The sequence below is a fragment of the Janthinobacterium sp. BJB446 genome, assembly GCF_002735655.1.
Taxonomy (GTDB): Bacteria; Pseudomonadota; Gammaproteobacteria; order Burkholderiales; family Burkholderiaceae_D; genus Janthinobacterium; species Janthinobacterium lividum.
This window is the reverse complement of the sequence record NZ_PDZK01000001.1, coordinates 2,797,282-2,823,701: the sequence shown is the minus strand read 5'-3', so window position 1 is coordinate 2,823,701 and position 26,420 is coordinate 2,797,282. Positions and strand designations below refer to the sequence as shown.

General features: G+C 61.4%; 27 protein-coding genes. 20 read left to right on the top strand and 7 right to left on the bottom strand.

Annotated features, from left to right (window positions below):
- Window positions 1–90: 90 nt before the first annotated feature.
- Entirely contained in the window at window positions 91–849 is a 759-nt protein-coding gene (locus tag CSQ92_RS12510) for an rRNA pseudouridine synthase (RefSeq protein ID WP_099394257.1), read from the top strand.
- Here the strand turns inward: CSQ92_RS12510 and CSQ92_RS12505 are convergent.
- From CSQ92_RS12505 to CSQ92_RS12485, 5 genes are all read right to left on the bottom strand, one after another.
- Window positions 846–1,274, bottom strand: a complete 429-nt coding sequence (locus tag CSQ92_RS12505; RefSeq protein ID WP_052139970.1) for a group III truncated hemoglobin — start codon at window positions 1,272–1,274, stop codon at window positions 846–848. The two genes, CSQ92_RS12510 and CSQ92_RS12505, sit on opposite strands and share 4 nt — an antisense overlap.
- Window positions 1,275–1,337: 63 nt before the next feature.
- On the bottom strand, window positions 1,338–1,874 hold the full coding sequence (locus CSQ92_RS12500) for an RDD family protein (protein ID WP_070282153.1): 537 nt from the start codon (window positions 1,872–1,874) through the stop codon (window positions 1,338–1,340).
- The gene (locus CSQ92_RS12495) at window positions 1,864–2,616 is read right to left on the bottom strand and encodes a DUF3106 domain-containing protein (RefSeq protein ID WP_070282154.1); all 753 of its coding nucleotides are present in this window, start codon (window positions 2,614–2,616) and stop codon (window positions 1,864–1,866) included. The genes CSQ92_RS12500 and CSQ92_RS12495 overlap by 11 nt, the downstream gene beginning before the upstream one ends.
- A 2-nt stretch (window positions 2,617–2,618) precedes the next feature.
- Window positions 2,619–3,023 carry a DUF3619 family protein gene (locus CSQ92_RS12490; protein ID WP_070282155.1) on the bottom strand — a complete coding sequence of 135 codons (405 nt, stop codon included), beginning with the start codon at window positions 3,021–3,023 and terminating at the stop codon, window positions 2,619–2,621.
- On the bottom strand, window positions 3,020–3,589 hold the full coding sequence (locus tag CSQ92_RS12485; RefSeq protein ID WP_034779551.1) for an RNA polymerase sigma factor: 570 nt from the start codon (window positions 3,587–3,589) through the stop codon (window positions 3,020–3,022). Before CSQ92_RS12485 ends, CSQ92_RS12490 begins: the two co-directional genes overlap by 4 nt.
- A gap of 497 nt (window positions 3,590–4,086) precedes the next feature.
- Here CSQ92_RS12485 and CSQ92_RS12480 point away from each other — a divergent pair, with 497 nt between their 5' ends.
- The 9 genes from CSQ92_RS12480 to CSQ92_RS12440 all read left to right on the top strand — a co-directional run bounded on the left by CSQ92_RS12480 (window position 4,087) and on the right by CSQ92_RS12440 (window position 13,820).
- The gene (locus tag CSQ92_RS12480) at window positions 4,087–5,817 is read left to right on the top strand and encodes an acetolactate synthase 3 catalytic subunit (protein ID WP_052139969.1); all 1,731 of its coding nucleotides are present in this window, start codon (window positions 4,087–4,089) and stop codon (window positions 5,815–5,817) included.
- Window positions 5,818–5,819: 2 nt separating this feature from the next.
- Window positions 5,820–6,311 (top strand): acetolactate synthase small subunit, encoded by a 492-nt coding sequence (ilvN, locus tag CSQ92_RS12475; RefSeq protein WP_010399754.1) that lies wholly within the window; start codon window positions 5,820–5,822, stop codon window positions 6,309–6,311.
- A gap of 74 nt (window positions 6,312–6,385) precedes the next feature.
- Entirely contained in the window at window positions 6,386–7,402 is a 1,017-nt protein-coding gene (gene ilvC / locus CSQ92_RS12470; protein ID WP_034750044.1) for a ketol-acid reductoisomerase, read from the top strand.
- 149 nt (window positions 7,403–7,551) lie between these two features.
- Complete coding sequence (locus CSQ92_RS12465; protein WP_099394256.1) at window positions 7,552–7,962, top strand: hypothetical protein; 411 nt, start codon at window positions 7,552–7,554, stop codon at window positions 7,960–7,962.
- Between the two features lie 192 nt (window positions 7,963–8,154).
- Window positions 8,155–9,393, top strand: a complete 1,239-nt coding sequence (locus CSQ92_RS12460; RefSeq protein WP_099394255.1) for an MFS transporter — start codon at window positions 8,155–8,157, stop codon at window positions 9,391–9,393.
- Window positions 9,394–9,599: 206 nt separating this feature from the next.
- Complete coding sequence (locus CSQ92_RS12455) at window positions 9,600–10,355, top strand: SIMPL domain-containing protein (RefSeq protein WP_034779548.1); 756 nt, start codon at window positions 9,600–9,602, stop codon at window positions 10,353–10,355.
- 109 nt (window positions 10,356–10,464) lie between these two features.
- Complete coding sequence (locus tag CSQ92_RS12450; protein ID WP_099394254.1) at window positions 10,465–11,220, top strand: SIMPL domain-containing protein; 756 nt, start codon at window positions 10,465–10,467, stop codon at window positions 11,218–11,220.
- A 155-nt stretch (window positions 11,221–11,375) separates the two neighbouring features.
- Window positions 11,376–12,227: a CDP-diacylglycerol--serine O-phosphatidyltransferase gene (pssA, locus tag CSQ92_RS12445; protein ID WP_070255639.1), complete on the top strand. Its 852-nt coding sequence runs from the start codon at window positions 11,376–11,378 to the stop codon at window positions 12,225–12,227.
- 48 nt (window positions 12,228–12,275) lie between these two features.
- Window positions 12,276–13,820 (top strand): 2-isopropylmalate synthase, encoded by a 1,545-nt coding sequence (locus CSQ92_RS12440; RefSeq protein ID WP_099394253.1) that lies wholly within the window; start codon window positions 12,276–12,278, stop codon window positions 13,818–13,820.
- 27 nt (window positions 13,821–13,847) lie between these two features.
- On the opposite strand, the gene CSQ92_RS12435 is transcribed toward CSQ92_RS12440, so the two are convergent.
- The gene (locus CSQ92_RS12435; protein ID WP_099394252.1) at window positions 13,848–15,893 is read right to left on the bottom strand and encodes an Ig-like domain-containing protein; all 2,046 of its coding nucleotides are present in this window, start codon (window positions 15,891–15,893) and stop codon (window positions 13,848–13,850) included.
- A gap of 136 nt (window positions 15,894–16,029) precedes the next feature.
- Complete coding sequence (gene bamE, locus CSQ92_RS12430) at window positions 16,030–16,527, bottom strand: outer membrane protein assembly factor BamE domain-containing protein (protein ID WP_099394251.1); 498 nt, start codon at window positions 16,525–16,527, stop codon at window positions 16,030–16,032.
- Window positions 16,528–16,712: 185 nt separating this feature from the next.
- Between bamE and rpsO the strand changes: the two genes are divergently transcribed.
- The 10 genes from rpsO (at window position 16,713) to tpiA (ending at window position 26,395) form a co-directional block, all read left to right on the top strand.
- The gene (gene rpsO, locus CSQ92_RS12425; protein WP_010399743.1) at window positions 16,713–16,982 is read left to right on the top strand and encodes a 30S ribosomal protein S15; all 270 of its coding nucleotides are present in this window, start codon (window positions 16,713–16,715) and stop codon (window positions 16,980–16,982) included.
- Between the two features lie 232 nt (window positions 16,983–17,214).
- A complete protein-coding gene (pnp, locus tag CSQ92_RS12420) occupies window positions 17,215–19,332 on the top strand; it encodes a polyribonucleotide nucleotidyltransferase (protein WP_010399742.1) in 2,118 nt (705 codons plus the stop codon).
- A 226-nt stretch (window positions 19,333–19,558) separates the two neighbouring features.
- Window positions 19,559–20,254, top strand: a complete 696-nt coding sequence (locus tag CSQ92_RS12415; RefSeq protein ID WP_092606132.1) for a hypothetical protein — start codon at window positions 19,559–19,561, stop codon at window positions 20,252–20,254.
- Window positions 20,255–20,263: 9 nt separating this feature from the next.
- Window positions 20,264–20,560, top strand: coding sequence for a hypothetical protein (locus CSQ92_RS12410; RefSeq protein ID WP_034779541.1), 297 nt, complete (start codon window positions 20,264–20,266; stop codon window positions 20,558–20,560).
- Between the two features lie 121 nt (window positions 20,561–20,681).
- Window positions 20,682–22,625, top strand: a complete 1,944-nt coding sequence (locus CSQ92_RS12405; protein ID WP_034779540.1) for a methyl-accepting chemotaxis protein — start codon at window positions 20,682–20,684, stop codon at window positions 22,623–22,625.
- Window positions 22,626–22,776: 151 nt separating this feature from the next.
- Entirely contained in the window at window positions 22,777–22,977 is a 201-nt protein-coding gene (locus CSQ92_RS12400) for a hypothetical protein (RefSeq protein WP_099394250.1), read from the top strand.
- Between the two features lie 109 nt (window positions 22,978–23,086).
- Window positions 23,087–23,848, top strand: a complete 762-nt coding sequence (locus CSQ92_RS12395) for a GIN domain-containing protein (protein ID WP_070282256.1) — start codon at window positions 23,087–23,089, stop codon at window positions 23,846–23,848.
- A gap of 64 nt (window positions 23,849–23,912) precedes the next feature.
- Window positions 23,913–24,521, top strand: coding sequence for a tetratricopeptide repeat protein (locus tag CSQ92_RS12390; protein ID WP_070255624.1), 609 nt, complete (start codon window positions 23,913–23,915; stop codon window positions 24,519–24,521).
- A 71-nt stretch (window positions 24,522–24,592) separates the two neighbouring features.
- Window positions 24,593–25,573 (top strand): NAD(P)H-quinone oxidoreductase, encoded by a 981-nt coding sequence (locus CSQ92_RS12385; protein WP_099394249.1) that lies wholly within the window; start codon window positions 24,593–24,595, stop codon window positions 25,571–25,573.
- 72 nt (window positions 25,574–25,645) lie between these two features.
- Window positions 25,646–26,395 carry a triose-phosphate isomerase gene (gene tpiA, locus CSQ92_RS12380; RefSeq protein WP_071653416.1) on the top strand — a complete coding sequence of 250 codons (750 nt, stop codon included), beginning with the start codon at window positions 25,646–25,648 and terminating at the stop codon, window positions 26,393–26,395.
- Window positions 26,396–26,420: the final 25 nt, after the last annotated feature.

Sequence of the window (26,420 nt, the reverse complement as noted above, 5' to 3'; positions counted from 1 at the left end):
TCCGACAACCACCTGCGCAATCAACAAGAGGGGAGGAGCGGGTCGGTTACAATACCGGCTTTCTCCTCCTCTTGCTTTTTGCGCCTCCCCATGACCACACCTATTGAAATGCCCACCGTCCGCCTGGCCAAGCGCCTGTCTGAAGACGTGCCCTGTTCGCGCCGCGAGGCCGAGCTGTATATCGAGGGCGGCTGGGTGACGGTCGATGGCGTGCTGGTGGAAGAGTCGGGCGCGCGCGTGGCCGATAATCAAACGGTGGTGCTGCTGCCGAATGCGACCCTGGAAGAAATGCCGCCTGTGACGATCCTCCTGCACAAGCCGGCTGGCATCAACGGCGGCGTGGGCGCGGAAGGCAAGCCAGCCTTGAGCGGTTTGCGTCCCGAAGAAATTTTCACACCGGAAAATGTGGCGCCCAGCTCCGTCACGCGCTTCCTCAAGCGCCACCTGATCGGCCTGACCATCACCAATCCGCTCGAGACCATGGCTTCCGGCTTGCTGGTATTCACGCAGGATTTCCGCGTCGCCCGCAAGCTGGTCGACGAAGCGAGAACGGTGGAACAGGAATTCATCGTGGAAGTGTCGGGCGCCATCGCCGAGAATGGCCTGGCGCTGCTCAATCACGGCTTGCCCTTCAATGGCAAGCCTTTGCCGCCGATCAAGGTCAGCTGGCAAAATGAAACGCGTTTGCGCTTTGCCCTGAAAAACGTGCAGCCGGGCCAGATCGCCCATATGTGCAAGATGGTGGGGCTGGAAGTGGTCGCCATAAAACGGCTGCGCATTGGCCGCATTTCGATGGGCGCCATGCCGTCAGGTCAGTGGCGCTACCTGCAGGGTTACGAGAGGTTCTAAAGCTGCGGCGCCGTGATGGCGTGGTTTTCCGCAAAGCTTTTCCATAGCCGTTCGGCAATATTCAAGGCGATGGTATCGGCCTTCTCTTGCAGGGCCGCATTGCCCATGCTCTCGGTCGTGGCGAAGAACAGGGTCAGCCAGCGGCGGAACATGCAGGGCGTCAAATTTTCCATTTGCGCGTGCTGGGCCAGCGGCTTGCCGTGGTAGCGCATGGTGCCACGCAGCAAGCCTGACCAGAAATCGATCAATGTTGCCAGATGGGCATCCCAATCCTTGACCTCGGCGGCAAAGATGGGACCCAGCATGGCGTCGTCGCGCGCGGCCGCATAAAAGGTGTGGACGAGATGCTTGACTTCGTCTTCGCTGCAGACTTCCTCGCGGTAGGGGGCGAAGCGTGTGTGGGGGAGGGGGGCGGTATTATTCATGGCATGCCATGATCGCAGAGCCCCCGTGGCGCTTCAATGACCCAGGTCAAGCCGCGCAAAAACTCAGGCGGCGACTTTCTTCGACTTCTTTGCGGGGGCCGGCAATTGGACGATCTGCGTGCCGACCAGCTTGTCGTGCAGGAATTGCCCATTGCCCGTGAACAGGGCCGTGCTTGACCAGGCCAGGATGCCGATGCCGATGGCACCCAGGGCAGTCCAGTGCTGCAGGTCGAAGGCATACGCCGCCACGAGCGCTGGCAGCAGCCATATCCATGACAGGACGTAACGGTACGCGGCTACGCGCAGCGGCACGTGAGCATGGCCCGGCAGTACCAGTTGCAAACGCCACGTCTTCATGGCCAGGGTTTGCCCTTCGCGGCTCCATTGATGGATGAAATACGCCCCCATGACGAGGAAGGCCAGGCATTGGCGCATGTGTTCCGTCAACGGCGTATGCGCGCCTTGCACGGCCAGTTCAAACAGCAGGAAGGGCAGGAACAGCACGGCCAGGGCCAGCAGCGACTCGTACACCATGGAAATCAGGCGACGCTTGATCGTGGGATGGGAAGTGATGCTGGCGGCAGGCGTGCTATTTGACATTGGTTGGCAGTGGGGCAGGCGTGGTAGGTGGCGTGACTGGCACGGCGGCAGGATCGCTTGCCGGCACTGCCGGCGCTGCGGGAGCGGGCGGCAGGACGGGCACGGCGGCGACAGGCGCTGCTGGCGTGGCGGGCGCCATGAGCACGGGCGGCTTGCTCGTGTTGGAATTGATCGCGGGCACTTTGCCCAGCGGTTTCTTCGGCACGAGTTCCGTCGCCAGCTTTTTCTTTTGATCTTCCGGCAATTGCTGGTATTGCTCCCATTGCGCGGTTTTTTGACCCGGATCAATCTTCTTCGTGCGCGTATAGTTTTCGCGCACGAGGCGGCGCTGTTCCGGCGTCAGCTTGACCCATTCGCGCATGCGTTCATGCACGCGGGTTTGCTCGTCCGGCGTCATGGAGGCAAAACGGCTGGCGATATCGAGCCATTTCTGCTTGCGCAAGGCTTCCAGCTTGTTCCATTCGCCCGCCAGCGGCTGCAGGGCTTCCTGCTGCGCGCGCGACAGCTTGTTCCACGATGGATTCTCGCCGGCCTTCGGCGTGCCGCCTTTGCCTGCCGTGCGGGGGGAGCCGGGCTTGGCGGCCGGGGCGGGGGGCGGCGCCACCACGGGCGCGGCCGCCACGGGAGGGGCGACGGGAGCGGCATGTTGCTGCGCGCCTACCCAGGCGGCGCCAGCGAGGGCGCAGGCACCCAAGCCGATGCCGCCAGCCAGCCAGCCTTTGCGTACGCTCGAGCGTGCCATGTTTATTGCTCGCGTTTCGTCAGGTAGGCGTTGAAGCCATGGTCCATGTAGGCGGAGAGCGGCAGTTCGTCCGACAGCACGGCGGCGTCGATTTCGGCCAGTTCGGCAATATGTTGTTCCTGCTCAAACTGATAGATGCCCACCATGCCGCCGACCAGCAGCAGCAGGGGGATGATGACGCTCATGCGGCCCAGCCACGACAGCGGTTCGACAAACAGGCTGCTGGCCGCGCCGGCGAACACATTCTGGCGCACGGTGACGGCGGCGGGCGCGTCCGCCTTCTTGCGCGACAGGGCCAGTTTGCGTGCCGCTGCCAGGCGATCGGTGGCCGATGCGGGCAGGTCGTCGAGTTTTTCGTTCAGTGCATGGCGCACTTTGTAAGCGAAATTGAGATCGTCGGTGTTCATAATTTAATTCCCTTGGCTTTCAGCGATTCGGCGAGCGTGTGGGTAGCTCTAGAGCAATGTGTTTTCACGCTACCTTCGGAGCAACCCATCGCTTCCGCTGTTTCAGCCACATCCATGTCCTGCCAATAACGCATGAGGAAGGCTTCGCGTTGACGTGAGGGCAGTTTTTGTACCTCTGCATCAATCAAATCAAGGATTTGCGCGCGTTCGACCTGGTCGGCCGAGGATTCGGCGGCGCTGGAGCCCTGTTCCGATTCATAAGTATCAAGTATATCAAAATCCTCATGCTCGTCGCCCGAGGGCTTCATGCCGGAGAAGAGGCTGACCCAGGTGTTGCGCACTTTTTCGCGACGGAAATAGTCGAGTATGGTGTTTTGCAAGATGCGCTGGAACAACATCGGCAGCTCGGCGGCCGGCTTGTCGCCGTACTTTTCGGCCAGCTTGATCATGGCGTCCTGCACGATGTCGAGTGCCGATTCTTCCTTGCGGACCGCGTAGGCGGCCTGCTTGAAAGCGCGCCGCTCGACATTTTCTAGAAAGTCGGATAATTCTTTGTCTGTTGCCATGCGGTATGGGGCGAGCTAACGGCTGCGTGTGCTGTGGGCGGAGAGGAGGCGGGACTGCTTTTCGTAAACTGAGCGCATGCTAGCAAAAAATGTGCGTTTCCGCATGGTTTTTGCATATCGGGTGAGCAAAAAGGCAGCAGCGCTGACATTTTCCTTGACCATAATGGTGCAACGCGATAACGTATGGGACGCTTTGAACACCCCAAAGCCCTATGGTCAGGTCGCGACCGGCACACAAGGCCATCCGCGGCAAGACGCGCTTTCATTTGTAGGCAGTTTGTTCTAACCCGCGCCACAAGCGCGAGCGGTTCGTACAGGCGCCACAGAAACTCCGGCCAAACGAGTTGCGTTAAGCGTTGTTTTGTAAGGTATCTATGGGTGCCCAAAGAAATGTCGTGACCGCATGAAAAGGGAAGCAGGAGCACTGTCGCGCACGGCGAACTTCGTCAGGAAAGAACATCCGATCAATCTCCAATGGACCTTGAAAGGAATGTTTCATGAATACCGAAGCAGCAGCAGGACCAATTACGGGCGCAGAAATTGTCGTGCGCTGTCTGGCTGAAGAGGGCGTCGAGCACGTCTTTGGATACCCGGGCGGAGCCGTACTCTACATCTACGACGCCATCTTCCAGCAAAACAAATTCCAGCATATCCTGGTACGCCACGAGCAGGCCGCGATCCACGCCGCCGATGCCTATTCGCGCAGCTCGAACAAGGTCGGTGTCGCCATCGTCACGTCCGGTCCGGGCGTCACGAATGCCGTCACGGGCCTGTCCACCGCGTACATGGACTCGATTCCCATGGTCGTGATCTCCGGCCAGGTGCCGAGCCACGCCATCGGGCAGGATGCGTTCCAGGAATGCGACACGGTCGGCATCACCCGCCCCGTGGTCAAGCACAACTTCCTCGTCAAGGACGTCAAGGACCTGGCAGCGACGATCAAGAAGGCTTTCTTCATCGCCCGTACCGGCCGTCCGGGACCCGTGCTGGTCGATATCCCCAAGGATATCAGCATGCACAAATGCCATTTCGACTATCCGAAGGAAGTCGAGATGCGTTCCTACCGTCCCGTCGACAAGGGCCATTCGGGCCAGATCCGCAAGGCCGTCCAATTGCTGCTGCAAGCGGAACGTCCGATGATCTACACGGGCGGCGGCGTGATCCTGGCAAATGCCTCGGCCGAGCTGAACAAGCTGGTCGACCGCCTGGGTTTCCCATGCACCAACACCTTGATGGGCCTGGGCGGCTACCGCGCCTCGAGCGAGCAGTATGTCGGCATGCCCGGCATGCACGGCACCTATGAAGCGAACATGGCGATGCAGAACTGCGACGTCCTGATCGCCATCGGCGCCCGTTTCGATGACCGCGTGATCGGCAACCCGAAACATTTCGCTTCGCATCCGCGCAAGATCATCCACGTGGACATCGATCCATCGTCGATTTCCAAGCGCGTGAAGGTCGATATTCCCATCGTCGGCAACGTCAAGGATGTGCTGATCGAATTCCTGGCGCAACTGGACGCGGCCGAAGCCAAGCCGAACGTCAATGCATTGAGTAACTGGTGGAAGCAGATCGCCGAATGGCGTGGCCGCGAATGCCTGAAATACCCGACCTCCGACCTGGTCATCAAGCCGCAAGCGGTGGTGGAAAAGGTATTCCAGATCACCAAGGGCGACGCCTTCATCACGTCCGACGTGGGCCAGCACCAGATGTGGGCTGCGCAATATTACGGCTTCGACAAGCCGCGCCGCTGGATCAATTCCGGCGGCCTGGGCACCATGGGTGTCGGCTTGCCGTATGCCATGGGCGTGCAGATGGCCAATCCGGACGCCACTGTTGCCTGCATCACGGGCGAAGGTTCGATCCAGATGTGCATCCAGGAATTGGCGACGTGCAAGCAGTATCATTTGACGCCGAAGATCATCATGCTCAACAACCGTTTCCTCGGCATGGTGCGTCAGTGGCAGGAAATCGATTACGGTTCGCGCTATTCCGAGTCGTACATGGATTCGCTGCCCGACTTCGAGAAGCTGGCTGAAGCCTACGGACACGTGGGCATGAGAATTGAAAAACCGGGCGACGTCGACGGCGCCCTGAAAGAGGCGTTTGGCATGAAAGACAGGCTGGTATTCATGAACTTCATTACCGACCAGTCCGAAAACGTGTGGCCCATGGTGAAAGCCGGCAAAGGCCTGTCCGAAATGATGCTCGGCTCGGAGGACCTCTAATCATGCGCCATATTATTTCTGTCTTGCTGGAAAACGAAGCGGGCGCTCTGTCGCGCGTGGTGGGCCTGTTCTCGGCACGCGGCTATAACATCGAAACATTGACGGTGGCGCCGACGGAAGACTCGACCCTGTCGCGCATGACCATCGTCACCAGCGGCTCGGACGACATCATCGAGCAGATCACCAAGCACCTGAACCGCCTGATCGAAGTGGTGAAGGTGGTGGACCTGACCGAAGGCCAGCATATCGAACGCGAGTTGATGCTGATCAAGGTTCGTGCCGTGGGCAAGGAGCGCGAGGAAATGAAGCGCACCGCCGATATCTTCCGTGGCCGCATCATCGATGTCACCGAAAAGACGTACACGATCGAACTGACCGGCAACAAGGTCAAGCTCGACGCGTTCATCGATTCGATCGACCGCGCCGCCATCCTGGAAACCGTCCGCACGGGTGGTTCCGGCATCGGCCGCGGCGAACGCATCCTCAAAGTATAAAAAGACAAGCAGCACTACGCGGCCCTGGCGCCGCATTTAAAACAACAACGCATCATCAAATTATAGGAAATACCATGAAAGTTTTTTACGACAAAGACGCTGACCTCTCCTTGATCAAAGGCAAAAACGTTGCCATCATCGGCTACGGTTCGCAAGGCCATGCACACGCACAAAACCTGAACGATTCGGGCGTCAACGTCACCGTCGGCCTGCGCAAGGGCGGCGCTTCGTGGACCAAGGTCGAGCAAGCGGGCCTGAAAGTAGCGGAAGTCAACGACGCCGTGAAAGCAGCCGATGTCATCATGATCTTGCTGCCGGATGAAAACATCGCCCAGGTCTACAACGAAAACATCGCCCCGTTCGCCAAGCAAGGCGCCGTACTGGCCTTCGCTCACGGCTTCAACGTGCATTACGGCCAAGTCGTGCCACGCGCCGACCTGGACGTGATCATGGTCGCGCCGAAAGCCCCGGGGCACACCGTGCGCGCCACCTACACCCAGGGTGGCGGCGTGCCCCACCTGATCGCCGTGTACCAGGACAAATCGGGCATCGCCCGCGATATCGCCCTGTCGTACGCCTCGGCCAACGGCGGCGGCCGTGCCGGCATCATCGAAACGAACTTCCGCGAAGAAACTGAAACGGACTTGTTCGGCGAACAAGCCGTGCTGTGCGGCGGTGCCGTGGAACTGATCAAGGCCGGTTTCGAAACCCTGACGGAAGCCGGTTACGCGCCTGAAATGGCCTACTTCGAGTGCTTGCACGAACTGAAGCTGATCGTCGACCTGATCTATGAAGGCGGCATCGCCAACATGAATTACTCGATCTCGAACAACGCCGAATACGGCGAATACGTGACCGGTCCTAAAGTCGTGACCTCGGCCACCAAGGATGCGATGCGTCAATGCCTGAAAGACATTCAAACGGGCGAATACGCGAAGAGCTTCATCCTGGAAAACAAGGCTGGCGCACCGACCCTGATCTCGCGCCGCCGCCTGACGTCCGAGCACCAGATCGAAGAAGTGGGTGCGAAACTGCGCGCCATGATGCCTTGGATCGCCAAGAACAAGATGGTCGACCAGTCGAAAAACTAAGCAGTTCCAGGTCTTCAGGCAAAGCCGGCGTAAGCCGGCTTTTTTGTGCGCAGGCGCCTGGCAGGCAACATCCGTTACAATCAGGCCCATTCAACAATACCGTCAGCCTCATGCTTGTTTTTTCTAAAGTTTTTGTCGGGAATCTTCATGTGGTCAAGCGCCCCGTCGCGGTTGCCGTCAGCTGCTGGTTTCTGGTCATCGGCTCGCTGTCAGCGCTGGCGTCGGCTTTCCTCGGCCGCCACGATCCCGCCATGCTGGCCGCAATGGGGGGCGGCGTGATTCCCGCCGGGGTGCAATACGCGATTTTGCTCTTCAGCCAGGGCATTACCCTGGTGGCAGCGCTGGCCATGCTGCAAAGGCAGCGTGGCGCGCGCACGGTGTATCTGGTGTGGGGCGTGATCGACATTGCATTCTGCCTGGCGACCTTGCCGGTCAAGATGAACGTCTTGCCTGGCGCGCTGACGTTCGCCGTCATCTGCGCCTTCCTGTACAGTCCGAAATCGAATGCCTGGTTTTCGCCGCGCAAGGCGGCCAATGATGCCTGCATGACACCAGCTTGAGCACTGCCGGTTCAAGCACGGCTGTCTTGGCGCGCACGCTTTTCGCCCGCCTCCTATATAATTCCGCCCTTCCTTTGCAGTTTCCTATGGACTGCATCTGTTTCGGTATCTGCCGACCGCAACGCGCATCACCGCTTTTGTAGCACGCCAGGCGCTAATTGATCAGCCGCTTGCGCAACCTGAAGGACCCCTATGACCGACCGCATTACCGCCACAGTACCCATGCCGGGCACTGCAGAATCCTCCGTTTCCGAACGGCTTCCCGTCCTGGCCTTGCTGGCCCTGGCCATGACGGCGTTTCTCGCCCTCCTGTCGGAAACCTTGCCGGCCGGCTTGCTGCCGCAGATTGCCCGGGACCTGAATATTTCCGAAGTCATGACGGGCCAGCTGGTGACCGTCTACGCCATCGGCTCGATCCTGACGGCGATTCCCCTGACGGCCCTGACGAGCGGCTGGCGCCGGCGCAATGTCTTGCTGCTGGCCATCATTGGCTTTTTGATCTTCAATACGGCGACGGCCCTGTCGCCCAACTATATGGTCGCCCTGGCCTCGCGCTTCGTCACCGGCATGGCCGCTGGCCTGGCCTGGGGCTTGATGGCCGGCTACGCGCGCCGCATGGTCAGCGTCGAACAGCAGGGCAGGGCGATGGCCATTGCCATGATCGGCACGCCGCTGGCCCTGTCGCTGGGCGTGCCGCTGGGCACCCTGATGGGTGGCGTGCTGGGCTGGCGCAGCATCTTCGGCATCATGTCCGGCATGGCCGTGGTGCTGGTCGCGTGGGTGTTGCTGGCCGTGCCCGATTATCCGGGGCAAAAGAATGGCGAACGCCTGTCGATCCGCCAGGTGTTCATGACGCCGGGCGTGCGGCCGATCTTGGCCGTCATCGTCGCCTGGATGCTGGCGCATAACATTCTATATACCTACATCGCGCCGTTCCTGGCGCCGTCCGGCTTGCGCCCCCGCGTCGACCTGGTGCTGCTTGTGTATGGCGTGGGCTCGCTGGCCGGCATCTGGCTGGTCAGCCAGCTGATCGACCGCTGGCTGCGCCCGCTCGTGCTTGGCTGCATCGCCGCGTTTGCCCTCGTGATGGTGGCGCTGGGCCTGGCGATGGACTCCCCGATCGTCATCTATGTCAGCATGGCCATCTGGGGCATCACCTTTGGCGGCGCCGGCACCTTGCTGCAGACGGCGTCGGCGGACGCGGCTGGCGACGGCATGGATGTGGCGCAGGCCATGGTGGCGACCATCTGGAACGTGGCCATCGCGGGCGGCGGCCTGGCGGGCGGCATGCTGCTCGACGGTTATGGCGCGGCGTCGTTCCCGTGGGCCATGCTGGCCTTGCTGCTGGTGGCACTGACCATCGCCTGGCGCGCGCACCGGCACAGTTTCAAGCCAGGCCGGCGCAGCGGCGGTGCAGTGCACGGTCACTAAGAACACTGTTATTTTGAATGTCGCTGTGTTGAAATGTGAGCAGATGTGACTGGCAAGCACATTTTGTGACGATTTGTTAATTTGCGCCACAGGAATGAATGAGGCGTTAGAATCTACACAGTTTGACAAGTTTCTCAGGCGAAAGGGATGGCAAAAGCGTCCCCTTCGCTGGCTGTCAGCCATATTAACTACCTAGGAGTACCCCCATGACCGTGATGAAATCCGTCCTTGTTGCCGCCGCCGCCACCGTTGCCCTGAGCGCACAAGCCCAATCCCTGCCGACCAACGGCACCCTGGTGGTCGTACCTGCGTTTGGCGAAGTCAAGCATGTCAATGACCAGGTGGTCGCTACCCTGGCCGTCGAAGAACAGGACAAGGACAAGGCTGCGGCCGCGTCGAGAGTCAACCAGAAGATGAACAAGGGTATCGCCATCGTCAAGCAGGCCGATCCATCGGCAGCATTGAAATCGTACGGCTACTACACCTATCCCGTGTATCCGGAAGAGCGTCCATTGCCGGCTGGCGCCGTTGCCAAGCCGCGCCTGCCAACGGCCTGGCGCGTGGGCCAGTACCTGGAAGTGACGACGGCCAACCTGGCGTCCCTGCCAAAAACCGTGTCGGCGGCGCAAGGCGTGCTGACCTTGAACGGCTTGAATTTCGGCCTGAAGCCGGAAACCATCCGCCTGCTGGATGACCAGCGCATCGCCGCCACGTATAAAAACCTGAACGAGCGCGTGGCCGCCATCGCCAAGGCCATGGGCCGCAACGTTTCCGACGCCGTGCTCGATACGGTGGACTTCGAAGGTTCGGGTAACTATGTCACCGAAAACCGTGCCGCCGCCGCGCCGATGATGATGCGCAGCGCCAAGATGGCTGAAGACAGCACCGTTGCCGAACCGAGCTTCGAGCCGGGCGAAACGACGCTCGACATGCGCGTCGTCGGCAAGGTCAAGTTCAAGTAAGCTCAAGTAAGCTGAGTCGCGCGGAAATGCTTCCGCATTAGCATGTTGTAAAGATCATGGGGCTGCTGGCCCCATGGTCGTTTTTGCCCCATTATTCCAGGAGAACACTATGACCGTCATGAAAGCTATGCTGGCAGCCGCCGCCGCTACCGTTGCCCTGAGCGCACAAGCCCAGGCCCTGCCCACCTCCGGCACACTCGTGGTGGTGCCCGCCAACGGCGAAGTGGTGCATGCGAACGACCAGGTGACCGTCACCCTGGCCATCGAAGAGCAGGACAAGGACAAGGCCGCCGCCGCCTCGCGCGTGAACCAGAAGATGAACCAGGGCGCGGCCATCGTCAAGAAAGCCGATCCGCAAGCCGTGCTGAAGACCCAGGGCTACTACACGTATGCCGTGTATCCGGAAACGGCGCCCCTGCCGCCAGGCGTCGCCGCCAAGCCGCGCGTGCCGACCGGCTGGCGAGTGGGCCAGTATCTGCAGGTCACGACGACCAACCTGGCCGCCTTGCCGAAAACCGTGTCCGCGGCGCAAGGCGTGCTGACCCTGAACCGCCTGAATTTCGGCCTGGCGCCCGCCACCATCCGCAAGCTCGATGACCAGCGCATCGCGGCCGCGTACAAGAACTTGAACGAGCGCGTGGCCGCCATCGCCGGCGCCATGGGCCGCAATGTCAACGATGCCGTGATCGACACCATCGATTTCGAAGGTTCGGGCAATTACGCGCAGCGCGTCAGCGTCGCCGGTGCGCGCAACATGAGCGCCGATGCCATGGGCTATGGCGGCAACCAGGTGGCCGAACCGAGCTTCGAAGCGGGCGAAACGACCCTGAACATGGGCCTGGTGGCGAAGATCAAGTTCAAATAGGATAGTATCGGCGTCAATATTGCCAGCTTGACGCCGCCGCGCTTTTCTTTGGCGGTGGCTCCTCTATAATGGCAACATCGGCAGGCGCATGCCGCAAGACGAATGCGCCTGCCATCTGGCACCGAATCCCCGCAGTACACAAGATATGGAACAACATGGCAAACTTCCCCCGTCGTAGAGGCAAGAACGGCACCCCCGCAGTATCCAAAGCGTCCCGCTTCAGCAAATTCGTGCGCCAGCCGGTGAGCGATGGCACTGGCAAGAAAACCTTGCGCCGCCGCGGCATCTATCTGTTGCCGAATGCCTTCACGACGGCAGCCCTGTTTTGCGGCTTCTACGCCATCGTCATGGCCATGAACCAGAAATTCGAACACGCAGCCTGGGCCATCTTCATCGCCATGATCCTCGACGGCCTCGACGGCCGCATCGCCCGCTTGACGAATACGCAGAGCGAATTCGGCGCCCAGTACGACAGCCTGTCCGACATGGTGTCGTTCGGCGCCGCGCCGGCGCTGGTGATCTATGAATGGTCGCTGCGCGGCATGGGCAAGCTGGGCTGGCTGGCCGCCTTCGTGTATTGCGCCGGCGCCGCCTTGCGCCTGGCCCGCTTCAACACCAATATCGCCGTGGTCGACAAGCGCTTCTTCCAGGGCTTGCCCAGCCCGGCGGCGGCAGCCATGGTGGCCGGTTTCATCCTGCTCATGAACGACCTGGAATTTGCCGGCAACCAGCTGGCGTGGGTCTCGTGGACGATCGCCCTGTTCTCCGGCCTGACCATGGTCACCAACGTGCCGTTCTACAGTTTCAAGGATGTGAATTTCCGCAAGTCCGTGCCCTTTATCGTGGTATTCCTGCTGGCATTGTTCTTTGCGCTCATTTCCATCGATCCGCCGAAAGTGCTGTTCCCGATCTTCGTCGCCTATGGCCTGTCCGGCTACGCCGTGTTTTTCTGGCGCATGGCGAAGGGCAAGCCCGTCAGCATCATCCAGACCGACCCCGAGCATTGATGCGCTGAGTCGGTAGCGTCGCCAGTCTTCAGCCAGCCAGGAGCAGCCATGAACACCAGCAACCGACTCATCATTTTTGACACCACCTTGCGCGACGGCGAGCAATCGCCGGGCGCTTCCATGACGCGCGAGGAAAAGCTGCGCATCGCCAAGCAGCTCGAACGCATGAAAGTCGACGTGATCGAAGCGGGCTTCGCCGCTGCCTCGCAGGGCGATTTCGAGTCGATACGGGCGATAGCCGGCGCCGTGCGCGAGTCCACCATCTGCTCGCTGTCGCGCGCCAACGACCGCGACATCGCCCGCGCCGCCGAAGCCCTGCAACCGGCCGAGCGCAAGCGCATCCACACCTTCATCGCCACGTCGCCGCTGCACATGCAGATGAAGCTGCGCATGACGCCCGAGGAAGTCTTGCTGCAGGCACAGAACGCCGTGCGCTTTGCCCGCCAGTTCACGGACGACATCGAATTCAGCCCCGAAGACGGCAGCCGCTCCGACGAGGATTTCCTTTGCCGTGTGCTGGAAGCCGTGATCGCCGAGGGCGCCACCACCATCAATTTCCCCGACACGGTCGGTTACGCCGTGCCGGAGATCTTCGGCAATACCATCAAGCGCTTGCGCGAACGCATCCCGAACTCCGATAAAGCCATCTGGTCCGTGCATTGCCATAACGACCTGGGCCTGGCTGTGGCCAATTCGCTGGCCGGCGTCATGATCGGCGGCGCGCGGCAGATCGAGTGTACCGTCAATGGCCTCGGCGAGCGGGCCGGCAATACGGCGCTGGAAGAAGTGGTGATGGCGCTGCGCACGCGCGCCGCCTATTACAACTTGACGGTGGGCATCGATACGACGCAAATCGTGGCGGCATCCAAGATGGTGTCGCAAATCACGGGCTTTGCCGTGCAGCCGAACAAGGCCGTCGTCGGCGCGAACGCATTTGCGCACGCCTCCGGCATCCACCAGGACGGCATCTTGAAGGCGCGCGAAACGTATGAAATCATGCGCGCCGAAGACGTGGGCTGGACGGCCAACAAGATCGTCCTCGGCAAGCTGTCGGGCCGCAATGCCTTCAAGCAGCGGCTGCACGAACTGGGCATCGCGCTGGAATCGGAAGCGGACATCAACGCCGCCTTCATCCGCTTCAAGGAGCTGGCGGACCGGAAATCCGAGATTTTCGACGAAGACATCATGGCTCTCGTCAGCGAGGAACAGCAGGCGCAGGAAAGTGAGCACTACCGTTTCATTTCACTGACGCAGCAGTCGACGACGGGCGCCGTGCCGCATGCGCGCGTGGAATTTCTCGTCGGCGGCAAGCAACTGAGCTGCGAAGGGCGGGGCGACGGCCCCGTCGACGCCACCGTCAACGCCATCGAAAGCGCGGCCGCCAGCGGCGCGGAACTGGTCTTGTTTTCCGTCAATGCCATCAGCACGGGCACGCAGTCGCAGGGTGAAGTCACCATGCGCCTGTCGCGCGACGGGCGCATCGTCAACGGCGTGGGAGCCGACCCGGACATCATCGTCGCGTCGGCCAAGGCGTATCTGTCGGCGTTAAATAAACTGCACGCCAAGGATGAGCGTATCGATCCACAGCCTTGAAAACGCTAGTCCGCGACCGGTGGGCTCTTAACGCAAGGGCAAGTCGCTGCCGTACCGGATCGACATTTGCGTGCGCGTGCCGGCGCACATGTCGTCGATATCGAGCGCGACCCGCGATGGCTGGCCGGTGGCGTCACGCGCAAATTCGAGCACAGTGAAGCTGCCTGCAGCAGACGTGCATTGCGGTAAATTGTAGCGTCCGAGCAAACCGCCCTCGACGCCGTCAGTGTTGCCCGGCCCATAGGAAAAGGTGGTGCCGGCCTGCCAGGCCTGGTTGGCCGGCAAGCCTGTCAGGAAGCGCAGATGGCTCCGGGTGGACATGATATCGAGCACGTTCTTGTCCAAAAAGTAGCGCACATAGCTGGCTTCCGCAGTGGCGGCGTTGCTGTCGATCACCGGGGCGCCCGTACCGATCCGATAGCTGAAGACCAGCGCCTGTGTGGTATCGGTCAGTACATCAATGCTGATGCGCTGCTTGTCGGATTCGCCTATGGCGTTGCTTGCTTCCAATTCAATGACGGCCACGCCCTTGGCTGGCGTCGGGCTCGACAGCGTGACGCGTTGTGCATTCGGCTGATCCATGACGAGCGCGGGGCCGGAAAGCTGCCGCCAGCGCGTGCCGCTGGCCGGCGCACCATGGGCCGACGAGCCGCCGGCATCAAGTGTCAGCGTGGCGCCGGCGCCCAGCATCAAGGCCGGCGTTCCATTGGTGCCGATGACTGCGCTGATGCTTTGTGTCACATTCACGATGCCGGCCGGCGCACTCAGGGCATTGCCGGCCATATCGCGTATGGGATCGCTTTGCAGGTTATCGAATGTCAGTTGATAAGTGGCACCGGCCCGCAGTTGTGTGGCCGGCTGGACTGTCAGTATGGCGCCATTGGTGCTGATGGTTGCCGGAATATCCACCGAATCGTTGCCCTGCTGCCGGAATAGCGCGTTGTGCAGCCGTGGCGTGTCCAGCGTGCGCGTATATACCCAGGTCAGTGTGCCGGCCGGAGCCAGTTTGGCCGTGTCCGGCGCGATCAGCAGCTGGAAGCCGCTGGGCAGGTCGGACTTTGTGTCGTAGCGGTCCAGGCTGGCATTTTGTGGCCGCCAGGCGCCACTACTCCATAAAAAGCCTGTGCCTTGGGCCGGGGCGGTAGCCAGTACGGTGTCGCCGAGCAAGATGTTGAGCTGGTCCGGCGCCGGGCGTGGATTGACGCGCAGGCTGGCCTTGCTGTTGTTCGCACCGGTCAGCAGCAGTTCCCCGGCGTCGGGGTAGGTGTCGAACCAGGCGCGCCATGGCGTTGCCGTGCTGACCTCAAGGCTGCCGCCGAGCAAATCGCTGGCCAGGTGGTAGCGCATGCTGGTGGTGGCGCGTGCCGTATCGATGCGCAACTCGTGCTGTAACTCCAGCGCGGTAATGGTTTCCTTTTTAGTCTGGTTGGCGTCGGAATACACCATGATGAATGGTTGCGTGTCGGAATGAATGCGCAGCATCCGCGAGAGTGGCCCGATGCTATGGTCAAAGCGCAGGCTGCCCGCCAGATCTTCGCGCGGTGTGCTGGTGTGGTCGCCAAAGCCGGGAGCAAAGCTGATCGCTCCCGCCAGATGCTGGTCGTTGACAGGCGCCGCAAACGTGACATTCATGGTGCCGTCGACAACGCCTTCCAGTTCCTTTGAATAGCAAGCGACATATGTCACGCTGAGCTTGTCGCCCGCGTCGACCTTGCCGTTGGCGTTGGCGTCGCTAAACGTGGCGCTTTGCGTGCCGCCACCGCGGCAGGGCTTCGTTTGCGTGGTACTCGTGCTGAACTGGCCAGCCCAGTCGACGACCATTTGTGCTGCGCCCAGCGCCACGGCGCCATTGCCGAAGGCCAGAACGGGGGCTGCCGAGGCATTGCCTGCCGTGAGTAGCAGTGGCGTATCGCTGCTGCTGGCGGGTGGCGTCACCGGTGGCGTGACGGGCGACGATACGCCGCCACCGCCCCCACCACCGCCGCCGCAGGCGGACAGCAGAAGGGCGAGTGCGAGGAACAGGGGAGGGGCGAAACGATGATATGGACGGCTGACTTCCTGCTGATGCGGCATCTGATTCCTTGCAGTCGATTGAATGTGTGGCCAGCACGGCACGGGCCATTTTATCCGCAGGACTTTACACAATGTTCACAGGTGAAAAGTCACACATTGTCACAACACGCAGGAGCACGGCTGCTTGCCATGCCAGCTACCAGAAAAAGCGCCGCTCTTCCTTGGCCGGATCGGGCCCGTTCATCATCATGCGCACGATGCCGTCGTGGTCGAAGTGCACGTGCATCATGGAATCCCAGACGCCCGATTCCTTGTAGCGGTAGGACCAGACGTGCAGTTTCGGCAGCGACAGATACGATGTTTCCGTCGGGCGGCCCAGGGTGTGCAGCACGTCTTGTTGCGTCGACACGCCCACCTTGATGCGGGCAAAGCCAGGCGTATCGAGCACTTGCTCGTAGGAAATTAGCTTGTCATCGGGGCCGAAGCGGGCCATGTACGTGTACTGGCCGTAGGGGCCCGTCGCGTATTCCAGTTCAGGCCCGGTGGGCAATTGATAGATATTCGTCGGCCGGCCCAGGCGCGCTTCCACGGCGGCGCGCGGCTCGCCCGGCTGGGGCGGCGGGACGTTCCAGCTGGCGCAGCCGGCCAGTGCGGCAAACAGCAGCGGTGTTGCTAATTTGAGCAGATTTTTCATGTTTGACCTCCTGAAATGCAGGAAAACCCTATCATGCACCGAGAAAAGCGCGCACGGCAGGATACAGGCGGGCATTTTTCCGATATACTTGCGCGTCTGGTTGGCAGCATAGGCCAGTATTTTAATAATCGTAGTTCACGGTGGATAGGGTTCAGACTCTGTGCACCGCATGTGAAAGGTTTATCATGACAGTAGAAAACATCAACAAAGCCGCTATCATCGCGGACAACGCACGTGGTCAAAACGACACTGGCTCCCCTGAAGTGCAAGTTGCACTGCTGACAGCTCGTATCAACGAACTGAACGGCCACTTCAAAGCCCACTCGAAAGATCACCACTCCCGCCGCGGCCTGATCATGATGGTCAACCGTCGTAAGAGCCTGTTGTCCTACCTGAAGGCTAAAGACGCTACCCGTTATCGCGACCTGATCGCTAAACTTGGTCTGCGCAAGTAATTTTTGCCGTACAAGGTTTATACAGAAATGCCTGCGCCAGTTCGCTGACGCGGGCATTTTGTCATTTGAATTCCGGATTTATATCGAGAAGTACAGTATTCTCTCCCGATATCATGTTTTAAAAGTAAAGTAGCAAAGGTGGCAACAAGTAAAGGCAGCATTTTTACGCCGCCTGTGGTGAGGTGAACGACAGCCCCTGAAAATCTGTCGGCAATTAGAAAAGGGATACCCCATGTTTAACAAAGTTACGAAAACCTTCCAGTACGGTCAACATCAAGTGACCCTGGAAACCGGCGAAATCGCACGTCAGGCATCCGGCGCAGTGCTGGTGTCGATCGAAGATACCGTCGTTCTGGCAACGGTAGTGGCACGCAAAGATGCCAAGCCAGGCCAGGATTTCTTCCCTTTGACGGTTGATTATGTCGAGAAAACCTATGCTGCCGGTAAAATCCCGGGCGGTTTTTTCAAGCGCGAAGGCCGTCCTTCCGAAAAAGAAACACTGACATCCCGTTTGATCGACCGTCCTATCCGTCCGCTGTTCCCGGAAGGCTACCTGAATGAAGTGCAAGTCATCATTCACGTGCTGTCGGTCAACCCTGAAATCGATCCAGACATCGCCGCCATGATCGGCGCCTCGGCTGCCCTGTGCGTATCGGGCGTGCCTTTCAACGGTCCTATCGGCGCCGCGCGCGTCGGTTACGCCAACGGCCAGTACATCCTGAACCCGACCGTCCAGCAACTGAAAACGTCGGAAATGGACCTGGTTGTCGCCGGTACCGAAACGGCCGTGCTGATGGTCGAATCGGAAGCGAAACAGCTGTCCGAAGAAATCATGCTGGGCGCCGTGGTCTTCGGCCACGACCAGATGAAAGTCGTCATCGACGCGATTCACGACCTGGTGCGTGACGGCGGCAAGCCGGAAGTGGAATGGGCGCCTGCGCCGAAAAACGAAGCACTGATCGCCCGCGTCGCGCATTTCGCCAACGCCAAGATCAATGACGCGTATCAAACCAAGGACAAGCAAGAGCGTACGGCCAAGCTGAAAGCGGCGACGTCGGAAGTGATCGCCGACCTGTCGGCCGAAGCGGCTGCCGCCGGCGGCGCGTCCATCGACAGCGCCGAAGTCAACAACATCCTGTTCGACATCGAAGCGAAAATCGTGCGTACGCAAATCCTGGACGGCGAGCCACGCATCGACGGCCGCGACACGCGCACCGTGCGTCCGATCTCGATCCGCACCAGCGTGCTGCCACGCACCCACGGTTCGGCCCTGTTCACGCGCGGCGAAACGCAAGCGCTGGTCGTGGCGACGTTGGGCACCGCCCGCGACAGCCAGAAGATCGATGCGTTGATGGGCGAGTTCACCGATTCGTTCATGCTGCATTACAACATGCCTCCGTTCGCCACCGGCGAAACGGGCCGTGTCGGTACGCCAAAACGCCGTGAAATCGGCCACGGCCGCCTGGCAAAGCGCGCGCTGATCGCCGCCCTGCCAGCAGCTGAAGAGTTCAGCTACTCGGTGCGCCTGGTGTCGGAAATCACGGAATCGAACGGTTCCTCGTCGATGGCATCGGTGTGCGGCGGCTGCCTGGCACTGATGGACGCTGGCGTGCCGATGAAAGAACACGTGGCCGGTATCGCCATGGGCCTGATCAAGGAAGGCGGCAAGTTTGCCGTGCTGTCCGACATCCTGGGCGACGAAGATCACCTGGGCGACATGGACTTCAAGGTAGCCGGTACCCGCAACGGTATCACGGCGCTGCAGATGGACATCAAGATCATGGGCATCACCAAGGAAATCATGCAAGTGGCACTGGCGCAAGCCAAGGAAGGCCGCGAGCACATCCTGGGCGAAATGCAAAAAGCCATGCCGCACGTCAAAACCGAACTGTCCGATTTCGCACCGCGTCTGATCACCATCAAGATCAACCCGGAAAAAATCCGTGACGTGATCGGCAAGGGCGGCGCCGTGATCCGCGCGCTGACCGAAGAGACGGGCACTCAGATCGACATCAGCGACGAAGGCGTGGTCACCATCGCTTCCGTCGACGCCGCTGCCGGCCAGGAAGCCAAGCGCCGCATCGAAGAACTGACCGCTTCCGTCGAAGTGGGCAAGACCTACGAAGGCACCGTGCTGAAACTGCTGGACTTCGGCGCCATCGTGCAAGTCATGCCAGGCAAGGACGGCTTGCTGCACATTTCGCAGATCGCCAACGAGCGCGTCAACGCCGTGGCCGACTACCTGAAAGAAGGCCAGCTGGTGCGTGTAAAAGTTCTGGAAACAGACGACCGCGGCCGCCTGAAACTGTCGATGAAAGCTGCCGAAGGCAACGAAGCGCCAGCCGCTTAATGTCCTTCAGGTACGCCTGAGTGCGGCTTCGGCCGCATGCTTAAAAACCGCCGGCGCGCAAGCCCTGGCGGTTTTTTTATGCGCCGCGTTTGCGCTGTATCGAAGGCGTGTGCCGGCTTGCCCGCCTGTCTGCACCGGCCTTGATCCAGCGCGTATCGGCCGCTGCCGCGCCTTGTAGATTCGGAGTGGGATCTTCCCCTGAACGAGTCTTCCAAGGAGATGCAGCATGCGCACATTCTGCGGGCTGGCCGCCGCCTTTCTGCTTGCCGTCGCGCCCGGTGTCCGGGCACAGCTGGACAATGCACCCACGCCGGTGCCGCTGCCGATTCCCATCGCCGCCGCGTCCGCGGCCATGCCGGCGCAAGACCTTGACGCCTTGCGCGCCGTGCATGCGCGCGAAATCAATGACCTCAGCACCTTCAAGACGGCGGGATTGCAGCGCGAAGCGATCGATCCCTACCTGGACAGCGCACCGGGCCGGCAATTCCTGCGCGAACTGCGCGCCGCCGATCCCGCCGCCCCGGCCGAGACGATTTACGCGCGCGCGGTCGAGCAGCTCGCTTCCGGCAGCACCTTGCCCGATTTGCAAGCCATGTCGGCCGCGCTGGTAAAAATCGTGCCGCATGGCCAGAATGTGTCGCCGTACTCGCCATACTTCACTACCAGCGCGCAATTGCAGCTGGCGTCGGGCCGTTGCGCCAGCCTGGCAGACTGTTTCGGCTTGCCCTTGAAGAGCGAGGCGCCGCTGTATGATGTGTATCAGATCATGCCCAAGGGCACTGTCAACGTGTTCGTCAGCCAGGTGGCACCGACGCAAGAGCTGGGTGGGCTGGTACGGCGCAAGGGCGGGGCGCAGCAGTATCTATTGCCCAACCGCAGCCTGTGGTCGGCCCCCGTGCTGATCGGCACGATCAAGAATTAAGGAGAGATGATGGATCAACAGCGTTTGCAAGCCCATGCCGCCGAACTGGAACAATTGCTGGCCCGGCTGGCGCCTAACGATGGGGAGGTGGCCGACCTGCGCAGCGCGCTGGAACCGCTGCTGGCCCTGGCGGGCAGCGGGGCCTTGAGCGCGCCGCTGCCGTGGGGCGACATCCCCGGCGGGCGTTACTTTACGGAAGGCGGCTTGCGCCAGTACCCTGAACTGGAGCAGGCATTTGCCCGGTTCCGCATCGAAGCGACGGGTGGTGAATCGCCGGCCCTGCGCAAGCTGCGCGGCGAGCTGTAATTAATATATGGTATCAATTGTTGTTTATGGGTAATTGACTGTCAGTATTGCTTGACGACAAAATCTTATTCATCGACCATGGCGCATCCCTCCCGATTTTCTCTTTTTTATTGGATGCACCATGTTGTCCTCCCTTAAGGCGCGGCTGATCGCCATCGCCGTTTCCATCGTCGTGCTGGCCATGCTGGCCGTTGCCATCGCCAATTTCTTCACTACGCGCTCAAGCACCTTGGCTGCGCTCGACACGCAGATGCTGCAGTTGTCGCACAGCCATGCCGCGGCCATCGCCGAATGGCTGCGCTCCAAGCAAGCCGTCGTGGGCTCGCTCAAGCAGGGCGCCACGGCGGCCGATCCGCTGCCGGCCCTGAAGGCGGCCGAACAGGCGGGCACGTTTGACATGGCGTATATCGGCTTTACCGACAAGCACGCCGTCTTTTCGCAAGAGCGCAAGCGCGCCGCAGACTATGATCCCACGGCGCGGCCCTGGTACAAGCTGGCGTCCGAAGCGGGCGGCCCCGTCATTACGGCGCCGTATATCGGCGCCAGCACGGGCAAGCTGGTGGTGACGTTTGCCGAGCCGCTGGGCGGCAAGGGCAGCGTGACGGGCGTGCTGGCGGCCGACGTGATGATGGATGCCGTGGTGCAAAACGTCGCATCGATCAAGCCGACGGCGTCCAGCTATGCCTTCCTCGTCGATGGCGGCGGCAAGATCATCGCCCACCCGGACGGCAAGCTGACCTTGAAGCCTCTGGCCGAACTCGATCCGGGCCTGAGCGCGCAGGCGCTGGCCGATATTGAAAAGAGCGGCGATGGCGCCGCCATTCGCCTGGGCGAGCGTGACGGCATCTTGCATGTAAGTAAGGTGCCGGGCAGCGACTGGTTGCTGGCCACCGTGCTCGACCGGGCAGAGGCAACGCAAGCATTGACTTCCATGCTGCGCGCCTCGGCCTTGACGGCCTTGCTGGTGCTGGCCCTGGCCGCCACGGTATTGAGCGCGCTGGTGGCGCGCGCCTTGCGCCGCCTGGGCCTGGTGCGCGATGCGATGGAAGCGATCGCCACGGGCGACGGCGACCTGACCAGCCGCCTCGACGCGGAAGGCTCGGACGAGCTGGCGCAGATCGCCAAGGCGTTTAACTTGTTTGTCGAAAAAATCGCCACCGTGCTGGTGCAGATCCGCAGCATCAGCACCCTGGTGCGCAGCGAGTCGGCCGATATTGCCGCCGGCAATGCCGACCTGTCCTCGCGCACGGAAGCGCAGGCGGGCGCGCTGGAAGAAACGGCCAGTTCGATGGATGAGCTGACCTCGACCGTCAAGCAGAATGCGGAAAACGCGCATGCGGCCAATGAGCTGGCCGTATCCGCCTCGGAGGTGGCGGCCAAGGGCGGCCGCGTGGTGCAGCAAGTGGTCGGCACCATGGCCGGCATCCAGGAAAGCTCGCGCAAGATCGTCGACATCATCGGCGTGATCGACGGCATCGCCTTCCAGACGAATATCCTGGCCCTGAATGCGGCCGTCGAGGCGGCGCGCGCGGGCGAGCAGGGCAGGGGCTTTGCCGTGGTGGCGTCCGAAGTGCGCAACCTGGCGCAACGCTCCGCTGGCGCGGCCAAGGAAATCAAGGAATTGATCGGCGACTCGGTGGAAAAAGTGGATGCCGGCGGGCGCCTCGTCGATGAAGCAGGCCAGACCATGGACCAGGTGGTGGCGTCGGTGCAGCAATTGACCACCATCATGAGCGAGATCACGGTGGCCAGCCGCGAACAGAGCGCCGGCATCGGTGAAATCAATACGGCCGTCACGCACATGGATACCATGACGCAGCAAAACGCGGCCCTTGTCGAGCAGGCGGCCGCCGCCGCGGAAAGCCTGCAGGAGCAGGCCGTGGACCTGGCGCAAGCCGTCGGCATGTTCCGCCTGGGCGATGCGCCTGCTGCGGCACCGGCGCCTGTGACGCGCCTCAAGGCCAAGCCTGTTGCTCCTGCGCCGCGCGCGCCGGCCCGCGCGCTGTCGCCGGCCAGGCCCGTCAAGGCGGCCAAGGCGGGCGCCGACGAGTGGGAAGAGTTTTAAGCGCGCAGCAGTAAATCGACGTTTATCCGCGTTTTTGTCAGGCCAGCCTGCCAAAAACGCAGTTCGTCGCAATCGGCGTGTCTGCCGGGAGCGGTATGGCTATAGTGATCACATACCGCAAGCCCACTGCCAGACACCCGAGGAGAACAACATGAACGTCGCTAAAAACATGGAAGTCATTGCCGTTGCCGCCGCCATCCTGATCAGCGCCAGCTGCTACGCCATCGCCCCGGCCCTGCAAGTGGCCAGCTCCACCGCCACCCTGGCCGTGCCAGCGGGCAAGACTGCCATGCACGTGGTGGTCGTCAAGGCCAAGCGCCTGAACGCCGCCGAAAAAGCCCGTTTCGCATAATTGATTGTCAGCAATTTTTGCTGCTGCTACAGTGGCAGCCAGTGGCAATGCGCGGGAGCTCCACGAGGGCGCCGCGGCACATAAAAACAAGATACCGAGGATGCATTACATGAAAAAGACACTGCAACTGGCGCTGCTGTTCCTGGCGACTCTGGGCCTGGTGCGCGGCGCGGCCGCCGAGACCCGCTTGCTGGAAATGCGCAACGTCGACGCCCGCGTGGTGCGCGTCAAGCTCGATGGCGTGATGGAAGTGCGCATTCGCCAGGGCAACGTGCCTTCGCTGAGCATCACGGCCGACAAGCGCTATATCGCCGATGTCAGCACGGCGCAAAGCGGCGATACCCTGCACATTGAAACGGAAGTGCGCGGCTTCAAGATCGGCCCTTCCTCGATCCGCGCCGACCTGGTCTTGCCGAACTTGCGCGAACTGAGCTCGGAAGGTTTTGGCAGCACGGACATCACGGGGTTCAAGGGCGAGGAACTGACCCTGTCGCTGGAAGGGGCGGGCAGCATCAAGCTGGTGGGCGATTACCGCAAGCTCAATGCCAGCCTGGGCGGCGTGGGCAGCATGCAGATATGGATAGGTAACAATGAGCGGGCCGAGCTGGACTTGCAGGGCGCCGGCTCGGTGATGCTGGGCGGACGCGGACGGCTCCTGAAAGCCAGCCTGGGCGGCCTGGGCAGCCTGAATGCACAGCAGTTTGAAGCGGACGCCGTCAACCTGGAATTGAGCGGCCTCGGCAACGCCACGGTGAATGCCCATACGAATGCCAAGCTGAATTTGAGCGGGCTCGGTTCGGTGGTGGTGTACGGCAAGCCGGTCAACCGCGATGTTAGCGTCGAGGGCCTGGGCAAAGTTAGCTGGAAGTAAAAGCATCCTGCCGCAGGCCTTATTGGCAGGACAAGAATAAGTAGTCAGACCACATCCCATTCCGATGAAAAAACTGATCATTACATTACTCATGCTGTTGACGATACAGCTACCCGCGCGGGCTGGCTTCGCCGAAGGCGCCAGCGCCTACAACAACAAGAATTACGCGCTGGCCTACAAGGAAATATTGCCACTGGCCAAGACCGGCAGCGCCGATGCCCAGCACTTGCTGGGCTTGATGTATTACATGGGACGGGGCTTGCCGCAGGATTACAAGCAAGCCATGTTCTGGCACCGCAAGGCGGCCGAGCAGGGCAAGGCCGACGCCCAGTATGTGGTGGGCGCCATGTATTACACGGGCAACGCCGTGCTGCAAGACCATAAGCAGGCCGTCGGCTGGTTCCGCAAGGCGGCCGAGCAGAACCATGCCGAGGCGCAGCAGGTGCTGGGCCTGATGTACCGCTACCACATGGGCGGCGTGCAGCAGGATAACGTCATCGCCTACATGCTGTGGAACCTGGCGGCCGCGAATGGCAACGCGAATGCGGCCGACCAGCGCGCCGCCGTGGTGCGCAAGATGACGCATGAGCAAGTCGAGGAAGGGCAAGCCCTGTCGGCGAAATGGAAGCCGGGTACGCCATTGCCGCGGCAGTCGAAGACGGGCGGCGCCTAAGGGGAAGCGGTGCCCTGCAAGGGCTGGCGGCTTGGCGTACAATCGCCGTTTTCCCTTGAGAAAGTCCCGCCATGCGTGCAGTTGCCATCAGCCAGCCAGGTCCCGCCGACGTTTTGCAGATCGCCGAACGTCCCATGCCGCAATATAAGGCGGGCGAACTGCTGATCAAGGTGCACGCGGCCGGCATCAACCGTCCCGACGTGTTGCAGCGCCTGGGCAAATACGCGCCGCCAGCCGGCGCGTCGGACTTGCCGGGCCTGGAAGTGGCGGGCGAAGTCGTCGATGGCGACTTCACTAATACCGCATTCAGGAAAGGCGACCTGGTCTGCGCACTGGTGCAGGGCGGTGGCTATGCCGAATACTGTGCCGCGCCCGCCGGCCAGTGCCTGCCCTTGCCGAAAGGCTTGACGGCGCTGGAAGGCGCGTCCCTGCCCGAGAATTTCTTTACCGTCTGGAGCAATGTCTTCGACCGCTGCGCGCTGGCCGATGGCGAAACGTTATTGGTGCAGGGCGGCACGTCCGGCATCGGCGTGACGGCCATCCAGCTGGCTGCCGCGCTCGGTCACCGCGTGTTTGCCACGGCGGGTAGCGACGAGAAGGCGCGCGCCTGCGAGGCCTTGGGTGCCGAACGGGGCATCAATTACCGCACGGAAGATTTCGTTGCCGTCGTCAAGGAATTGACTGAGGGCAAGGGCGTCGACGTCATCCTCGACATGGTGGGCGGCGACTACCTGCCGCGCGAAATCGATTGCCTGGCCGACGATGGCCGCATCGGCCTGATCGCCGTGCAGGGCGGCACCAAGGCGGAACTGGACCTGGGTAGCTTGCTGCGCCGTCGCCTGACGGTGACGGGTTCCACCCTGCGTCCCCGTTCGGTCGCCTTCAAGGCGGCCATCGCCAACCACCTGCGCGCGACCGTCTGGCCGCTGATCGAAGCGGGCAAGATCAAGCCCGTGATCTATCAAACTTTCCCGTTGGAAAAAGCCAACGAGGCGCATGCCTTGATGGAGGCGAGCACGCACGTGGGCAAGATCATGTTGCAAGTTGCCTGAAACGGGGCACTGCCTGTTTGACCGGCATCGGTGCCGGAGTTAGAATGACGGGTTATTAGAATTTAGGCTACTATGCGTCGCAAACTCGTCGTCGGAAATTGGAAAATGAACGGCAGTCGCACCTCGAACGCGGTGTTATTGTCTGAAATAGTTGCTGGCCTGGCTGCCTCTGGCGCCGCCAGCGCCGTCTGTGTGCCTGCGCCGTATCTGGCGCAGTGCCAGGCGCAATTGGCAGGCACGGCTCTTGGCTGGGGTGCGCAGGATGTGTCCGCGCATGCCGGCGGCGCCTACACGGGGGAAATCTCGACCGCCATGCTGCAGGATTTTGGCTGCGGCTACGTGGTGATCGGGCATTCCGAGCGCCGCGCCTACCATGGCGAGAGCGATGCGCAAGTGGCGGCCAAGACGGTTGCCGCGCTGGCGGCAGGCATCACGCCTATCGTCTGCATCGGCGAAACGCTGGCGCAGCGCGAAGCGGGCCAGACCAATGCCGTGGTGGCGCAGCAGCTGGGCGCCGTGCTGGCGGCGATTTCCGCCGACGACGTGGCGAAACTGGTGCTGGCCTATGAGCCAGTCTGGGCCATCGGCACGGGCAAGACCGCCACGCCGCAAATGGCGCAGGACGTGCATCAGGTATTGCGCGCCCAGCTGGTGGCAAAGAATGCGGTAGCGGCCGCCGGCGTGCAAATCCTGTACGGCGGCAGCATGAAGCCGGAGAACGCAAAAGAATTGATGGCGATGCCGGATATCGATGGCGGTCTGATCGGTGGAGCAGCATTGAAGGCGGCGGATTTCTTGGCAATTATTCACGCCGCTGATTGAATTAATTTAAACTAAGAATGGAATT

Bases quoted from the DNA above. Each gene is read 5' to 3' on its own strand.
- rpsO (WP_010399743.1), top strand. From the start codon at position 16,713: ATGACAGTAGAAAACATCAACAAAGCCGCTATCATCGCGGACAACGCA.
- CSQ92_RS12435 (WP_099394252.1), bottom strand. From the start codon at position 15,893: ATGCCGCATCAGCAGGAAGTCAGCCGTCCATATCATCGTTTCGCCCCT.
- CSQ92_RS12410 (WP_034779541.1), top strand. From the start codon at position 20,264: ATGGATCAACAGCGTTTGCAAGCCCATGCCGCCGAACTGGAACAATTG.
- CSQ92_RS12490 (WP_070282155.1), bottom strand. From the start codon at position 3,023: ATGAACACCGACGATCTCAATTTCGCTTACAAAGTGCGCCATGCACTG.
- CSQ92_RS12480 (WP_052139969.1), top strand. From the start codon at position 4,087: ATGAATACCGAAGCAGCAGCAGGACCAATTACGGGCGCAGAAATTGTC.
- CSQ92_RS12440 (WP_099394253.1), top strand. From the start codon at position 12,276: ATGAACACCAGCAACCGACTCATCATTTTTGACACCACCTTGCGCGAC.
- pssA (WP_070255639.1), top strand. From the start codon at position 11,376: ATGGCAAACTTCCCCCGTCGTAGAGGCAAGAACGGCACCCCCGCAGTA.
- CSQ92_RS12405 (WP_034779540.1), top strand. From the start codon at position 20,682: ATGTTGTCCTCCCTTAAGGCGCGGCTGATCGCCATCGCCGTTTCCATC.
- ilvC (WP_034750044.1), top strand. From the start codon at position 6,386: ATGAAAGTTTTTTACGACAAAGACGCTGACCTCTCCTTGATCAAAGGC.
- CSQ92_RS12455 (WP_034779548.1), top strand. From the start codon at position 9,600: ATGACCGTGATGAAATCCGTCCTTGTTGCCGCCGCCGCCACCGTTGCC.
- bamE (WP_099394251.1), bottom strand. From the start codon at position 16,527: ATGAAAAATCTGCTCAAATTAGCAACACCGCTGCTGTTTGCCGCACTG.
- CSQ92_RS12385 (WP_099394249.1), top strand. From the start codon at position 24,593: ATGCGTGCAGTTGCCATCAGCCAGCCAGGTCCCGCCGACGTTTTGCAG.
- CSQ92_RS12500 (WP_070282153.1), bottom strand. From the start codon at position 1,874: ATGTCAAATAGCACGCCTGCCGCCAGCATCACTTCCCATCCCACGATC.
- CSQ92_RS12390 (WP_070255624.1), top strand. From the start codon at position 23,913: ATGAAAAAACTGATCATTACATTACTCATGCTGTTGACGATACAGCTA.
- pnp (WP_010399742.1), top strand. From the start codon at position 17,215: ATGTTTAACAAAGTTACGAAAACCTTCCAGTACGGTCAACATCAAGTG.
- CSQ92_RS12415 (WP_092606132.1), top strand. From the start codon at position 19,559: ATGCGCACATTCTGCGGGCTGGCCGCCGCCTTTCTGCTTGCCGTCGCG.
- CSQ92_RS12485 (WP_034779551.1), bottom strand. From the start codon at position 3,589: ATGGCAACAGACAAAGAATTATCCGACTTTCTAGAAAATGTCGAGCGG.
- CSQ92_RS12505 (WP_052139970.1), bottom strand. From the start codon at position 1,274: ATGAATAATACCGCCCCCCTCCCCCACACACGCTTCGCCCCCTACCGC.
- CSQ92_RS12400 (WP_099394250.1), top strand. From the start codon at position 22,777: ATGAACGTCGCTAAAAACATGGAAGTCATTGCCGTTGCCGCCGCCATC.
- CSQ92_RS12450 (WP_099394254.1), top strand. From the start codon at position 10,465: ATGACCGTCATGAAAGCTATGCTGGCAGCCGCCGCCGCTACCGTTGCC.
- CSQ92_RS12495 (WP_070282154.1), bottom strand. From the start codon at position 2,616: ATGGCACGCTCGAGCGTACGCAAAGGCTGGCTGGCTGGCGGCATCGGC.
- CSQ92_RS12460 (WP_099394255.1), top strand. From the start codon at position 8,155: ATGACCGACCGCATTACCGCCACAGTACCCATGCCGGGCACTGCAGAA.
- CSQ92_RS12510 (WP_099394257.1), top strand. From the start codon at position 91: ATGACCACACCTATTGAAATGCCCACCGTCCGCCTGGCCAAGCGCCTG.
- CSQ92_RS12395 (WP_070282256.1), top strand. From the start codon at position 23,087: ATGAAAAAGACACTGCAACTGGCGCTGCTGTTCCTGGCGACTCTGGGC.
- tpiA (WP_071653416.1), top strand. From the start codon at position 25,646: ATGCGTCGCAAACTCGTCGTCGGAAATTGGAAAATGAACGGCAGTCGC.
- ilvN (WP_010399754.1), top strand. From the start codon at position 5,820: ATGCGCCATATTATTTCTGTCTTGCTGGAAAACGAAGCGGGCGCTCTG.